14 protein-coding genes are annotated in these 13,295 nt (G+C 44.9%); 5 read left to right on the forward strand and 9 right to left on the reverse strand.

All coding sequences use genetic code 11. The features are described 5' to 3' along the window. Positions 1 to 39 precede the first annotated feature (39 nt). Complete coding sequence (gene tgt / locus OSCI_RS01590) at positions 40 to 1,176, forward strand: tRNA guanosine(34) transglycosylase Tgt (RefSeq protein WP_007353092.1); 1,137 nt, start codon at positions 40 to 42, stop codon at positions 1,174 to 1,176. Positions 1,177 to 1,222: 46 nt separating this feature from the next. After that, entirely contained in the window at positions 1,223 to 1,360 is a 138-nt protein-coding gene (locus tag OSCI_RS28120) for a photosystem II reaction center protein K (protein WP_007353093.1), read from the forward strand. A gap of 84 nt (positions 1,361 to 1,444) precedes the next feature. Here OSCI_RS28120 and OSCI_RS01595 read toward each other — a convergent pair whose 3' ends face one another. Further along, positions 1,445 to 2,002 carry a glutathione S-transferase family protein gene (locus OSCI_RS01595; protein ID WP_007353094.1) on the reverse strand — a complete coding sequence of 186 codons (558 nt, stop codon included), beginning with the start codon at positions 2,000 to 2,002 and terminating at the stop codon, positions 1,445 to 1,447. 244 nt (positions 2,003 to 2,246) lie between these two features. Between OSCI_RS01595 and gntT the strand changes: the two genes are divergently transcribed. Then, positions 2,247 to 3,650: a guanitoxin biosynthesis MATE family efflux transporter GntT gene (gene gntT / locus OSCI_RS01600; RefSeq protein ID WP_007353095.1), complete on the forward strand. Its 1,404-nt coding sequence runs from the start codon at positions 2,247 to 2,249 to the stop codon at positions 3,648 to 3,650. Between the two features lie 30 nt (positions 3,651 to 3,680). Here gntT and OSCI_RS01605 read toward each other — a convergent pair whose 3' ends face one another. From OSCI_RS01605 to OSCI_RS01635, 7 genes are all read right to left on the reverse strand, one after another. After that, the gene (locus tag OSCI_RS01605) at positions 3,681 to 3,944 is read right to left on the reverse strand and encodes a hypothetical protein (protein ID WP_407635890.1); all 264 of its coding nucleotides are present in this window, start codon (positions 3,942 to 3,944) and stop codon (positions 3,681 to 3,683) included. Continuing rightward, positions 3,904 to 4,893, reverse strand: coding sequence for a D-alanine--D-alanine ligase family protein (locus tag OSCI_RS01610; RefSeq protein ID WP_007353097.1), 990 nt, complete (start codon positions 4,891 to 4,893; stop codon positions 3,904 to 3,906). Before OSCI_RS01610 ends, OSCI_RS01605 begins: the two co-directional genes overlap by 41 nt. 63 nt (positions 4,894 to 4,956) lie before the next feature. Beyond that, the gene (locus tag OSCI_RS01615) at positions 4,957 to 6,003 is read right to left on the reverse strand and encodes a hypothetical protein (protein WP_007353098.1); all 1,047 of its coding nucleotides are present in this window, start codon (positions 6,001 to 6,003) and stop codon (positions 4,957 to 4,959) included. 98 nt (positions 6,004 to 6,101) lie between these two features. Next, positions 6,102 to 7,256, reverse strand: coding sequence for a KamA family radical SAM protein (locus OSCI_RS01620; RefSeq protein WP_007353099.1), 1,155 nt, complete (start codon positions 7,254 to 7,256; stop codon positions 6,102 to 6,104). A gap of 338 nt (positions 7,257 to 7,594) precedes the next feature. Further along, the gene (locus tag OSCI_RS01625) at positions 7,595 to 8,059 is read right to left on the reverse strand and encodes a hypothetical protein (RefSeq protein WP_007353100.1); all 465 of its coding nucleotides are present in this window, start codon (positions 8,057 to 8,059) and stop codon (positions 7,595 to 7,597) included. A gap of 83 nt (positions 8,060 to 8,142) precedes the next feature. Continuing rightward, entirely contained in the window at positions 8,143 to 8,703 is a 561-nt protein-coding gene (locus OSCI_RS01630) for a sugar O-acetyltransferase (protein WP_007353101.1), read from the reverse strand. Positions 8,704 to 8,712: 9 nt separating this feature from the next. Next, positions 8,713 to 9,387 carry a hypothetical protein gene (locus OSCI_RS01635; RefSeq protein ID WP_019487817.1) on the reverse strand — a complete coding sequence of 225 codons (675 nt, stop codon included), beginning with the start codon at positions 9,385 to 9,387 and terminating at the stop codon, positions 8,713 to 8,715. 30 nt (positions 9,388 to 9,417) lie between these two features. Between OSCI_RS01635 and OSCI_RS01640 the strand changes: the two genes are divergently transcribed. Next, on the forward strand, positions 9,418 to 10,890 hold the full coding sequence (locus tag OSCI_RS01640) for a site-2 protease family protein (protein WP_007353103.1): 1,473 nt from the start codon (positions 9,418 to 9,420) through the stop codon (positions 10,888 to 10,890). Between the two features lie 227 nt (positions 10,891 to 11,117). Here OSCI_RS01640 and OSCI_RS01645 read toward each other — a convergent pair whose 3' ends face one another. After that, positions 11,118 to 12,737 carry a NupC/NupG family nucleoside CNT transporter gene (locus tag OSCI_RS01645; RefSeq protein WP_019487816.1) on the reverse strand — a complete coding sequence of 540 codons (1,620 nt, stop codon included), beginning with the start codon at positions 12,735 to 12,737 and terminating at the stop codon, positions 11,118 to 11,120. Positions 12,738 to 13,002: 265 nt separating this feature from the next. Here OSCI_RS01645 and OSCI_RS01650 point away from each other — a divergent pair, with 265 nt between their 5' ends. Next, positions 13,003 to 13,275: a hypothetical protein gene (locus OSCI_RS01650; protein WP_019487815.1), complete on the forward strand. Its 273-nt coding sequence runs from the start codon at positions 13,003 to 13,005 to the stop codon at positions 13,273 to 13,275. Positions 13,276 to 13,295: the final 20 nt, after the last annotated feature.

Here is a 13,295-nt window from a genome sequence, read left to right on the forward strand (position 1 = left end):
CTGACACAATCTCCCAAAACTCCCATTACCTCATGCCTGATGCCGGATAATTTTTCTTTTCAATCTCAGGCTAAATGTAGCCAAACACAAGCGCGTGCAGGTATTTTTACAACTCCCCACGGTTCGGTAGAAACACCTAGATTTATGCCAGTGGGGACGCTGGCTAATGTCAAAACTCTCACACCTGCACATCTAGAGGCGGCGGGTGCTCAGATGGTATTGGCGAATACTTACCATTTGCACCTGCAACCGGGGGAGGGAATTGTTGCCGGTGCTGGCGGATTGCACAAGTTTATGGCTTGGAAAGGCCCAATTTTGACGGATTCTGGTGGATTTCAGGTATTCAGTTTGAGTGAGATTCGCACGATTGGGGAGGATGGGGTGAAGTTTCGCTCTCCCCGCGATGGGATGATGATCCACATGACACCGGAACTTTCGATCCAAATTCAAAATGATTTGGGTGCGGATGTGATTATGGCTTTTGATGAGTGCCCGCCTTATCCCGCGTCACGGGAAGATGTGGCGGCGGCGACGGATCGCACTTACCGGTGGCTGAAACGGTGTATTGCTAGTCACCAAAGATCGGATCAGGCTTTGTTTGGTATTGTTCAAGGTGGGGTTTATCCAGATTTGCGATCGCGCGCGGCTAATCAGTTGGTAGATTTGGATTTACCTGGTTATGCGATCGGCGGGGTGAGTGTGGGTGAACCTGGGGAAATGATCGAAGATATTGTAAAGGTGACTGCACCGCTTTTACCTCCAGAAAAACCTCGCTATTTGATGGGAATTGGCACTTACCGGGAGATGGCAGTGGCGATCGCGGCTGGTGTAGATTTGTTTGACTGCGTGATTCCTACTCGCTTGGCGCGTCACGGGGCGGTTTTGGTAGGAGGGGAACGCTGGAATCTCAAAAATGCTCAGTTTCGAGAAGATTACGGCCCTGTTGATAAAAATTGCCCCTGCTATACTTGCCAAACTTTTAGCCGTGCTTATTTAAGTCACTTAGTCCGGGCTCACGAAGCTCTAGGTCATACTCTGCTGTCGATTCACAACGTTACGGAGTTAATTCGCTTTACTGTGCGGATCAGGGAGGCGATTCTGAGCGATCGCTTTACCGAAGAATTTGCTCATTGGCTTGCACCAAGTACCAGATCCTCTGCGAACGCCTCATGTTAAGATGTACGACAATTATTAAAATTGTGTTGGAGAGGTAGATTCATTCATGGAAGCTGCACTGCTATTGGCAAAGCTGCCCGAAGCTTACTCAATCTTTAACCCCTTGGTTGACGTTTTGCCCGTGATTCCTGTGTTTTTCTTGCTGCTGGCTTTTGTGTGGCAGGCTGCGGTTGGTTTCAGATAATTCGATTCTGAGGTCAAATCGTTAACTGATAACGGTTAACGGTTAACGGTTAATGGTTAACCGTTATCAGTTAACTGTTATCAGTTATTTGCCCCCGCCGATCGCTTTTTGAAATGCCGGTCGCTCTGATATACGCTTGATGTAGTCGAAAACTGCGGGATAAGGGGTAAAGTCGAATTGCATTACCATCGGAATGTAAGCCAAAATTGAACCGACGGCTACATCTACGACGCTGAATTCATCTCCCATTAAGAACGGTTGCTGCTCTAAGATTTGATTGAGTGGGGTTAATAAACGAGAGGTTTCGCGATCGCGATTCGCTTCTAGCAAAATCCCTGGCCCCAAAGTTGCATTGCCAAATAATACCCACTGCCCAACTTCAGCTTGCCTCTCCAAAGATGCAGGCATTTTACCATATTTGTGAGCTAGGTATAGCAGAATCGCGCCCGATTCCCAAAGTTTAAAATCTCCATCTGCGATCGCAGGAACTTTCCCAAAAGGGTTAATTGCCAAAAACTCTGGCTGTAAATGAGCTCCTGCTTTCATATCTAGCAACACAAACTCATAAGGTATTTCTATTTCCTCTAAGTACCACTGAACGATCGAGGCCCGACTGCGGGCTCCTCCATAAAGTTTTAGCATGGTATTTCGCTCCTTTAAATCAATCTTTCAATTTTTAGCCAACAACTTTAGTTTAGCTTAAATATGAGTTGCTGAGGTAATATAATTACACAAGAACAAGTGTTAATAAAACTGCGTTTCCACCACATACCGAGCAGCACATCTGAAGATAACACATGGGCAGCCTTCCTCTTAAAAATCATGTAAACTAATATGAAAATCTAACGCTCTTTGGTAGAGATTTTGGTAACAAGCGGATTTATCTATGAACCTGATGCTCAATAGCCAGTATGACTTCGTACCTCGCTACTTCCGACTCGCTCTAGCCAACGTCCTATCAAATATTATGGTGCCACTGGCAAATTTAGTCAGCGTCATCTTCTTAGGTCATCTGGAAGGAATCGAACACTTAGCAGGAGTTGCCTTAGCTGGAAACCTGCTTAATTTTCTTTACGAGATTTTTCTGTTTTTACGCATGGGTACTACTGGCGTAACAGCTCAAGCGGTGGGACGAAATGACCGAGAAGGCGTGCTGTTAGTCGGACTGCGTAATGGTTTAATTGCTCTGGTACTTGGTATCGCGATCGCACTATTGCAGTACCCTTTAGGAGAATTAGGGTTTGCCTTCCTAGATGTCGCACCAGAAGTTAAAGCTTCAGGTCTAGCCTATTTCAATACCCAAATTTGGGGAGCACCCGCCATTTTGCTCAATTTTGTCTTAATTGGTTGGTTTTTAGGACAAGAAAAAAATAGTTTAGTTGTGGTGGTGTCTGTCGTTGGCAATGCTGCCAAAATTGCACTCGACTACCTCTTGATTATCCGGTGGGGTTGGGAAAGTACGGGGGCTGGAGTTTCCTATGCTATCAGCCAATATCTATGCCTATTCGTGGGATTGATTTTTTTGTGCAAAGAAATCCACTGGCAAGAGGTACGAGAGGTAGCTGGAAAAATTTGGTGTCCCTCAGCGATACGATCTACTTTAACCCTAAATGGAAACATTTTTGTCAGCAATTTAATTTTTATCTTTACCTCTTTAACTTTTAACTATCAGGGAGCACAGATGGGGACGATTATCTACGCTCAAAATGCCTTGCTTTTACAGATATGCAATTTCAGTATCTATTTTGTTGAAGGATTGGGATTCGGTACGGAAACTCTAGTGGGAAATTTTAAAGGGAAAGGATTTTCACAACAGTTAGTACCTCTGGCTCGATTTTCTCTGGGAAGTGCTTTGCTGGTAGGAATTGCTTTCGGCGGAGCTTGTTGGCTATTTCCCAATACTGTTTTTGGGTTGTTGACGAATCACACCGAAGTTACTGAAAACATTGATATTTTTGTTCCCTGGTTGCTACTCGTTCTCGTATTCAGTTCAATAAACTTTATGCTAGATGGGTATTTCTTAGGTTTGGCCCAAGGGCATACCCTCCGCAATGTTAGCTTAGTTGCTCTTGTACTGGGATTTTTACCTGCGGATGTAGCTGCTATTAACTTTGAGAGTAACCATATTTTGTGGCTGTCTTTGCTGTTGTTTGAAGCTATCAGAATGGTGACGCTGGGGGTACAGTTGCCTAAGACATTTGTTAGCGATATTGAGGATGTTGATGTCTCCTTAAAGGCTCTAGAAGAATCTCAAAACTTGACTCTGGCTAGGGAAGAAACCCGTCAGTAAATGAGATGTTATTTTGGTAACTAGATGGTTTTATTTGATGATAATCGGTGCAAACATAGTTTTTTCATGCCAGTACAAACAACTTGCAGGCGGATTTACTGAACAAACCGTACCTCCCATATTTAAAAATCCTGTTTCTCTTAATAATTGACGATCTGTGTCTGAAAGAGATTCTACTCCTCTACTACAAAAGTAAGTAAAAACACCTCCTTTTTTAAGAAGGCGATAGGCTTCTTTAAAGAAATAAATCGCTTTAGCCTTTATATCTTTGCCATGCTGATTCAACAATTTCACCAATTAGTTGTGCATATTCTATTCCAGCCAGACGTGCCATAATAACTAGGTCTGAGTTAATAGGGTGTATCCCTGACAATGGGTTCACCTCTAAAAACTGCAATTCACCAGTCACATCGCCGCGTAGTTCTACGCGGGCGGCATCGAGACAACCCAGACTGTGGTAAACATCCAAAGCTAATTGTCTTGCTTGTGCGGCTAAAGGTTCGGGGTCTGTCAGTAACCTATAGGATACTCGCTCGAGATATTTATCTTTATTTAGGGCTGTGTAGGCGGCGATTTCTGCTTTTTTGGTAAAAATTATTTCCATCACGGCGATTACTCTAGCTTGATTACCGTTACCGACAATACCTACCGCGATTTCCTTACCGGGAAGGAAAGTTTCTACCAGAACGGGTTGCTGGAATTCTTCCTGTAGCGCTTGATATACTGCAACTAAATCTTGGCTTTCTTTGACTAGGGATTTTTCTGTTATCCCTTTAGAACTTCCTTCTGCGATCGGTTTTAGGAATAAAGGCATGGGAAGGGATATTGCGATCGCTTGTTCGGATGTACTCACCACTTCAAAGGGTGCTGTAGGCAAACCGAAATCCCGAACTACGCGCTTAGTCATCGCCTTATCAAGGGTAAGGGCGCAAGTAAGCGGGTCGGAAAAGGTATATGGTTGAGCGAATAATTCGCAGACTGCTGGGACTTGGGCCTCGCGAGAGCGACCTTTGAGTCCTTCGGCGATGTTGAAGATCAAATCCCAGCGATCGCCCTTTACTAACCTAAGAGCAAGTTCTCTACCATTGCCGATGCGTTCAACTTTGTGACCCAAACCGCAGAGTGTATTTTCTAGCCCGATGATGGTTTCTTCATCCTCGAAATCCATGACATCGGTGGCGCTCAAACCGATCTGAAGATACTCTTCCTTGATGTCATAACACAAACCAATAAAAAGCCCCATACTGTCCAATTTTCTATTTTTAAATTTTTCCAAGAATAGTGACGATCGGATTAAGTTATTGTGCTAAACATAATAGTCTTCCAGAGAACCTGTGCGTCGCACATCAAGCGTCACACAGTGAAACCCTCCTCCTAATGTTCTCGCGTGTCTTAGTTGCAATGGTATAACATCAACACCACGCTTCTCAAGTTCCCCGATCAGCGGAGTTTGAGCTTTGTCAACAATGGCGAGATTAGGATTCACCATCAGGAGGTTCATCCCAATCCACTTCGTGGCAAGACAGGTACTTGTATCACAACCAATATCAACAATATCCTCTAGATAGATGACATCCCACCCTTTGAATAACTCTGGTAGATTGTGTTGACTGACTCGTTCGGCGTTAACTACAACCAAACCAGGGTGAATAGGTACAATTGTCGTGTCTACATGAGTTCCAGAGTAAATATTATCATAAGTATGTATTCTATAATCTTCACCCAAAACAGTTTGAAGCCATAACGCCCCGCATTGATTTCCTGTGCCTGAGATCAGGTAGAAAATATCTCGCCCTAAACGCAATATGTTTGCAGCATCAAATATCGGCTCATAGTCTTTGATTGCCAAAGCACTCGCATCGCAAACATTGTAAATTTCATCACTTAGCCTCGGTTTGGGAGCGGAAATCCATTTAGCTCCACTTTGCAAATAATCTATGAGAATAGTTTTGTAAGACCGCGCTTCAAAAAAACGGCAACGGAGTGCCATCGGAGCTTCAATAATCCAATTCCCCACTGTCACCAAAAGGTCTCTCGGACAATAGTTTGATTGACCATCTGATTCCCAATCAGGAGTAGCAAACTTGACAGAATGATCGGCGATGTCTGGTCGCCGGACGGTAACACCCAGATTTTGAAGTGTTTGTACAAGTTCCTCTAGGTCTTCTTCAGTTTCTTCAATTACTTGATGGTCATAGGGGCCAGAGGGAATGTCCTGAATGCTGGGATATTCTTCTAGGTATTCAACAGCAAATAGCCCTGGGTCGGGGCAGGCAATGCGTGCATTCGTTGCACGTCCCACAATAATTTCTTCGAGGGAGTCCCACTCGTTAAATGCGCTGACTTTACTCATCTATTTATAGTAGCAGTGAATTTCTTTTTTAGAAAAATCTTTCAATCTGGCAACCTCTGTAGTGAAGATTAAAGCAAGTTATTTAGTAATACTCATTGCTACACGGGATCTAAATAAGTATACGTCTTGCCTTCCCAATTACGCACAGTAGTTTTGCCGTTCTCGTAAGCAATTAGGGTGTCAGCTTGAATTGGCACTTTGCCACCACCACCAGGAGCATCAATTACATAGGTGGGTACGGCGTACCCAGTGGTATGACCGCGCAGTTTGGATATTAGATCGATACCTGTTTGCACGCTTGTCCGCAAATGGGCAGTACCGATAACTGGATCGCATTGGTAAAGATAGTAAGGTCGCACGCGCAGTTTGAGCAAACCGTGAAACAGATCCTTGAGCGCCTGTTCGGAGTCGTTAACACCTTTGAGCAGTACAGTCTGACTGCCTAAAGGAATGCCACCATCAGCCAGTAAATCGCAGGCTTGTGCTACTTCCGGGGTCAGTTCCCGCAGGTGACAGAAGTGTAAAGACAGCCACACGCGATGCTTGCGAAGCACGGCAACGAGTTCAGGTGTAATTCGCTGGGGTAAGAAACTCGGTACGCGGGAACCGATACGCACAAATTCAATGTGAGGAATGGCACGTAAGCGCCTAAGTAAGTTGTCTAAAGGCTCATCAGACATCAACAGGGGATCGCCACCAGAAATTAGCACGTCGCGCACTTCGGTATGTTCCTCTAGGTAGGCGATAATGGCATCTATCCGCCGCGTCACTGGGTACATTTCGCCTTGGCTGACTAAACGCGATCGCGTGCAATAACGACAGTAGGCGGCGCAAGTGTCTAGGGCAAGCAGTAACACCCGATCGGGATAACGATGTACCAGTCCGGGTACTGGGCTATCCTCGTCTTCGCTGCATGGGTCTACCATATCTGCGCGATCGATTGTCAGTTCTTCCTCTTTTGGAACCACCTGCAACCGCAGCGGGCAAAGGGGATCTTCCGGGTCAAGCAGGGACGCAAAGTGCGGTGTCACAGCTACAGCAAACTTTTCTGGGGCGATCGAAAGTCCTCGTTGTTCGGCGGCAGTGAGCTTTAGCAAACCTTGAAAGTGTTCCAGCTTACTCAACCGATGTCGCATTTGCCAGTGCCAGTTATTCCAGCGATTGGGGTCGTAAGTCTCCCCAAATATCTGACAAATTTCCTCACGCGGAAACCTATTTATCATAGGTTTAGCAAGGACTTTGTTTTGCTTCATATTTTGTAATTTTTATTTCTTTCCACCCAACTCTGTCAATCCTAGCATAATGCCAAACCTGTCTGTACAAGAACTTGGTAATTGGTAATTGATAATTGGTAATTGATAATGGGTAATTGGTAATTGGGATAGACAATAATTAACAATATAATTAACAATATAATTAACAGTTAACAGTTAAAAAAGTAAGTTTTTGAGCTTCAGCGTTCTTAAAAGTGTTGAAGCACAACAACTTACCTAAATGAAGTAGTTATTTAATTTCTGTTCCTACTTAGAGGATTTTTCGCATTAAATTAACCCTCTTCGGTGGGCAGAGATCGCCCTATATTTCTATATTTCTATAGGACTTTATGAGTGTGTGAATGCTGTTTCACATTGTCTTCTGTGTTGATAATCCGAGCAGAATTGAGTAGGCGCTTGCGCTCTAAAGAGTAGTTAAAATCTTGTCGCACTGTGCCGACAGGGATATGAGATTGAGCTTGGGGGCGAATTTTGTAAGTCCTTGCGGCCGCGATCGCTCTAAAGCTAAACTCATCACTAAACTGAGCATCAGCGGGAAAATCTGCTGGTAGTTGCAGGGTTTCGCCGTCTAAAACTGCTCCCAAAGTTGTGCCGCAAGCCATTTGATAAGAAGTAGGAATACCCTTGACAATAGCTTCTAAAGCTGCTGAGGGAATAGCTTCGACAACTTTGACTTGGTGAACTTCATTATCTTCTTTGATGAAGCACGTAGCTAAACCGAGTGCCACATAGTCATCAGTACAGAGATCGGGAGCATTGGCATAAACAGTTGCAGTAGTCATAAGTTGAAGGAAGAAGGAAGAAGGAAGAAGGAAAAGGGAAGAAGGTTAGACCTATCGGTTGATAGTATCATTTCCTGAAGCCATTAAGCTAAATGGCGAATAATTCGGCAAGGATTGCCGGCGGCGACAACATTTGCGGGGATATCTTTGACAACAACGCTGCCAGCACCGATAGTGGTATTGTCGCCAATAGTTACTCCCGGACAAATGATACTACCGCCGCCAATCCAAACATTATTACCAATATAAATCGGTGCGGCGAGTTCTTTACCAGAGAGACGAATTTCTGGGTCAGTAGGATGATAGGCGGTGTAAATTTGTACGTTGGGGCCGCAGAGTAAATTTTCGCCAATGTTAACTATATTGCAGTCGAGAATTATGCAGCCAAAGTTCATATATAAACCATTGCCAGCATAAATGTTACTACCGTAATCGCAGAAAAAAGGCGGCTCAATCTCAACTTTTGGGCCGACTGAGGCGAATAATTCTTGGATAATTTCTAATCGTTTTTCTGGTTCTTCTTCAGTGGTAGAGTTATAGATTCTGGCAAGGCGGCGAGCTCGCCTGCGATCGCGGATTAATTCCGCATCGCTGGCCAAGTATAATTGGCCTGCTAACATTTTTTGCTTTTCTGTTGGTTCCATAACTTGAACTCACAATACTGATTGTCCTTGCAAACAAGCTGCTAAATCCAGACTCGCTAATTGTTCGTAAGCTTGCGCGATCGCTCTTTTCCCGCGCAGTAGTCCCGTATTCGCAGCAGGACAAATATACTGTAGAGTTTCGGGCGAAAAGCGATCGATCAGCAACTTAACGCTTTGTATTTGTCGCGGCCAGTGAAAAGTTTTAGCCGTCCGCAACGGTGTCGGCGCACCTTGCTGATTTGGTAACAAATGCCGTCCCGTAAACAGCACGCCGCCACAACCAGCATAATAGAGACAGGACGATCCCGGAGAGTGTCCTGGTGTCCAAATCCCTTGGCAATGGTCACTAAGCGCCCACTCTTGGGAAAATGGCGTTACACTTAAACCCGGTAACAAATAAGCTTCTTGCTCTTGGATAACGATGTTGCAGCTCATTGCTTGCTGAATCTCCTTCGCCTTACCAATAGCACCCCGATGAGTGAGAAATAGCCAGTGTACGCCGCCGAGAGAGCGCAAAAATGCCTGGTTTGTCTCATCCCACGCGGGACTATCAACCAGAATATTCATTTGGTTTTCTACAATGAAGTAGGCTGTCGCTCCCAGGGTATCCCGGTTAGGTGGGAAAGCAAAGATGTTCTCCAGGACTGGCCTGGGTTGTTTGGATGTAGAGCTCTGTTGTGTCAAGGAAACATTTAATTGACTGGAATAAATATTATGCTATTCCTATTATGGTTGCTACTACTGGGATTAATTACATACTTTTCGTTACAACGGGGTGTTAGCCGCATTACTCGGACTCCCGTATGGGTTTTGTGGTTGGTGATGATGACACCGGGGTTGATTTGGGGTACATGGATTTTAGTTCATGGTTCCAATAAGCCGCTACCTGTAGAGTTAGCGATCGCGCCTTTAGTTGTTTGTCCTTGTTTGTACTGGCTGTTGGTACAGTGGGGACGTAAGGAGATACCCGCGCCCACTGCTGAAGTTGCGATCGCACCTCAAACCCCAGACAGCGAAGAGAAAAAGCCGAAATTCCGCCCAATTGACAAACTAGAAGAAGCTAACCTCCGAGATTGTTTTCCTTGGTCAGTTTACTACCTACAACATTTGGAATTTCGCCCCCAATCAGTGATTTGTCGCGGACAATTGCGGACGAATTCAGAGACGGCCTATCAGACAATTAGAGAGAATGTTGAGAAGTATTTTGGCGATCGCTTTCTCGTAATCTTTCAAAATAGTCTTAGCGGTAAACCATTTTTTGCCTTAGTTCCCAATCCTAAAAGAGTTAATGCCCAAAATACTCTCAATAATGAACGCTTAACGCGACCATTTTTAGCTCTGGGTTTATTGTTAGTAACGCTGTTTACCACAACAATTGCTGGCACAGAAATTGCAGGTATTACCGAGAAATCTTTGCAGTCCGATCCTGCTCTCTTGCTCAAAGGATTGCCTTACGCAATCTCACTGCTCTTAATATTAGGAACCCACGAATCCGGCCACTATCTGGCTGCTCGGTTCTACAAAATTCGCTCAACTTTGCCTTATTTTATTCCCGTGCCATTTTTCTTAGGTACTTTTGGCGCATTCATCCAGATGCGGAGTCCAATACCGAATCGGAAAGCTTTATTTGACATCAGTATTGCTGGCCCACTAGCAGGTTTAGTAATCTCGTTACCATTTATGGTTTGGGGTTTGGCTAACTCTACTGTTGTTCCTCTATCCGATCGATCGGGGCTATTAAATTTTGAGTCTTTCAATCCCCAGTTTTCGCTACTGCTAGCTTTGTTAAGCAAATTAACCCTTGGAAGCAGTTTAACTGCGGACAATGCTATTAATTTGCATCCGGTAGCAGTGGCAGGTTATTTAGGTTTAGTGGTAACGGCATTTAATTTAATGCCTGTGGGACAGTTGGACGGAGGCCACATTGTCCACGCGATGTTTGGTCAAAAAATTAGCATGGCTATCGGGCAAATTGCACGATTTTTAATGTTGCTGCTTGCTTTGTTAGAGCCGGGGCTTTTGCTGTGGGCAGTGCTTTTATTTTTGATGCCACTTAACGATGAACCAGCACTTAATGATGTTAGTGAATTGGATAATTGGCGCGATTTATTGGGATTGGTTTCTTTAGGGTTATTGGTGATGATTTTGTTGCCTGCACCGAGGGGTATTACTGGGTTATTTGGGTGATTGGTAATGGGTAATTGGGATACTTCCTACATACTTTGGTTATGATATCAACGATAACATTGTTAGTGTCGTCACAGATCTTTGCTCTGGAGATTTATAAATTATTGGCGGTTGAAACCGCATCTACACAGACAAAACCCGCCTGCGCGGGTTGAATTTCTACAGTCCGCGTAGGCGGACTTTGTTTGTGTAGCCGCGAATTATATTCGCCCGACTTTAATTTTGTACTATCCTTTCGGCGATGACGACGCTTTAGGAGATGGAGAAATTGCGGGTTTAGGAGAAGATTTAGGAGAAGCTTGACCAGCGGGAGGCTTCGGAGAAGGCGCAGGACTAGGACTAGCAATCGCTGGTGCTGAAGAAGCCGCAGGAGTAGGCGAAACCGTCGATTTTGGGGTAGCAGGGGCCGTAAGGGGAGCAACAGCCGGGGCCGTATTTTCACCTAGAATACTTGCATCGCCAGTGTCAAATACTCCAGCGATACAAGCAATCATCATTGTAGCTAGAGTACCGACAAATAAAGCCTTCCAACCTAACTCAGAAATGTCTTTACGACGGGAGGGAATTAGGGCAATAGTACCGCCGACAAAAATTCCTACAGAGGCGAGGTGAGCAAAGCCAGAAAGGGCGTAACTGACGATTAAAACTGTACGAGGGGTAATCTCTCCTTTGGCTGCTGCTTCTGCCAAACTTTGATAGGGAGGAATGGCAGTTTCTAACAGCCTCCGCCCAATAATTACAGAGGCTTCCCATGAGTCCGCAAAGGGAACGCCAGTTAACAACGTCAAGGGATAAAATAAAACTCCTTGGATATTTTGTAGCGTGATGACGCTGAAAATTTGACCGATAGGTTGTAGGAGAGTATTTTGTGAAGTTTCCAAGGATGCCAAAGCACCGAAGGTTTGGTTAACTAAAGAAACTAAACCTAAGATTAAAATCAAAACGGCCGCGATCGCAACTGCCATCTTTACCCCATCCAAAGCGCCCACAATAGCGGCATCCAATGGACTGACTCGCTCAATGGGTTCGCCGCCGACTGTTTCTTGGGGGGTATATTCGGCATTTTCCTCTGAGATTTCTTCCCCGATAAACTCTCTACCTTGGGATTTTTCCTCTTTGGGAATACCACCCATTGTTAACGGAGTTCCTGTCTCCGGTACTAAAATTTTGGAGATGACAAAACAAGCGGGAATAGCAATAATTGATGCTGAGACTAAATGCCCTAAAATATTGGGAAAAACTGGTTTGAGGAAACTTACATAAATTGCTAGAGTTGAAGAAGCTGCCGTCCCAAAACAGCAAGATAGAATCGCGCAAAGTTCAGAGCGAGTCATTTGTGGCAAATAAGGCTTCACCACAATTGCTGCCTCAATGCCCACAAAAATATTAGCTGCACCGCTAAGAGCTTCTGCACCGCTCAAACGCATAGTGTTGTAAAACAGTTTGGCAAATACTTCGGTGATGATTTGAATAACACCGATGTTATAAAGCAAAGCCATTAGCCCGGAGAAAAAGACTACTGTTGGCAAAGCTCGAAAGGCGAAAATATACCCTAAATTAATTGGCGGATCTTGACCTGGTACGGGGACAATATTTCTCCCAAAAACAAACCGCGCCCCGGTATCAGCAGCAGTAAATACCCCATCTAGCAGACCCGTAAACCACTCTAAGGCTGTGCGAGTTGGCGGGAACAGAAAGATTAAAAAACCCAAAGCTAATTGTAAGCCAATGCCCCAAATGATGACGCGCCAGGGTATGTACTGGGGTTTGCGATTTTCCGAAAAAGCCCAGGCGATCGCGCATAAACCAAAGATGCCCAGGAACGAGACGAGATTGTATATAGACATAAGTGTAGTCCTTAAGAGGGCTGTCAGGGCCCAGAGGCGGCCTGTGGGAAATTGGTTTGAGTCTTCCCCGAAGGGTGAAGACATCTCACACCAAAGAAATTAACTCTAATTGAACGCTTTGGTACAGGTAAGGCTGTAAAATAAACAGAGAAAACCATAATTTATCTCAACTTCAAGATTTTGTTAAGGTCAGCTCATTTATTGGCAACAGCCGATCGCGACTTAAACCGGATAATGATAGGAGTTTAATTTAAACTTGGACATGATGGAAGCTTTCGAGCCAACCCCCCCCGACTGGGCAAGTAAGGCGAAACACGCTTTTGAGTTTTCCTGCCCCAAATGTGGCGCAAGCTGTACGGAGGCGGTACGGGTTTGGATCAATCGGCGATCGCCAGTCTACACCGAAAACCACCGCCGCAAATGGCAGGAATTTTACGAGTGCAAGTGTGGTTCTCCTTGGTGGGCTTGGAGTAGCGATCGCCCCCCCTCAGAACTCACTCCCCGCGATGACGGTACTATTGACGATGAGATTTTTTAATCGAAGGAGTGGGGAAAATC

The organism is Kamptonema sp. PCC 6506 (genome assembly GCF_000180455.1).
Taxonomy (GTDB): Bacteria; Cyanobacteriota; Cyanobacteriia; order Cyanobacteriales; family Microcoleaceae; genus Kamptonema; species Kamptonema formosum.

Excerpts from the sequence above, each read along its gene's own strand:
- tgt (WP_007353092.1), top strand. The coding sequence starts at position 40 with ATGCCGGATAATTTTTCTTTTCAATCTCAGGCTAAATGTAGCCAAACA.
- OSCI_RS28120 (WP_007353093.1), top strand. The coding sequence starts at position 1,223 with ATGGAAGCTGCACTGCTATTGGCAAAGCTGCCCGAAGCTTACTCAATC.
- OSCI_RS01595 (WP_007353094.1), bottom strand. The coding sequence starts at position 2,002 with ATGCTAAAACTTTATGGAGGAGCCCGCAGTCGGGCCTCGATCGTTCAG.
- gntT (WP_007353095.1), top strand. The coding sequence starts at position 2,247 with ATGAACCTGATGCTCAATAGCCAGTATGACTTCGTACCTCGCTACTTC.
- OSCI_RS01610 (WP_007353097.1), bottom strand. The coding sequence starts at position 4,893 with ATGGGGCTTTTTATTGGTTTGTGTTATGACATCAAGGAAGAGTATCTT.
- OSCI_RS01615 (WP_007353098.1), bottom strand. The coding sequence starts at position 6,003 with ATGAGTAAAGTCAGCGCATTTAACGAGTGGGACTCCCTCGAAGAAATT.
- OSCI_RS01620 (WP_007353099.1), bottom strand. The coding sequence starts at position 7,256 with ATGAAGCAAAACAAAGTCCTTGCTAAACCTATGATAAATAGGTTTCCG.
- OSCI_RS01625 (WP_007353100.1), bottom strand. The coding sequence starts at position 8,059 with ATGACTACTGCAACTGTTTATGCCAATGCTCCCGATCTCTGTACTGAT.
- OSCI_RS01630 (WP_007353101.1), bottom strand. The coding sequence starts at position 8,703 with ATGGAACCAACAGAAAAGCAAAAAATGTTAGCAGGCCAATTATACTTG.
- OSCI_RS01640 (WP_007353103.1), top strand. The coding sequence starts at position 9,418 with ATGCTATTCCTATTATGGTTGCTACTACTGGGATTAATTACATACTTT.
- OSCI_RS01645 (WP_019487816.1), bottom strand. The coding sequence starts at position 12,737 with ATGTCTATATACAATCTCGTCTCGTTCCTGGGCATCTTTGGTTTATGC.
- OSCI_RS01650 (WP_019487815.1), top strand. The coding sequence starts at position 13,003 with ATGGAAGCTTTCGAGCCAACCCCCCCCGACTGGGCAAGTAAGGCGAAA.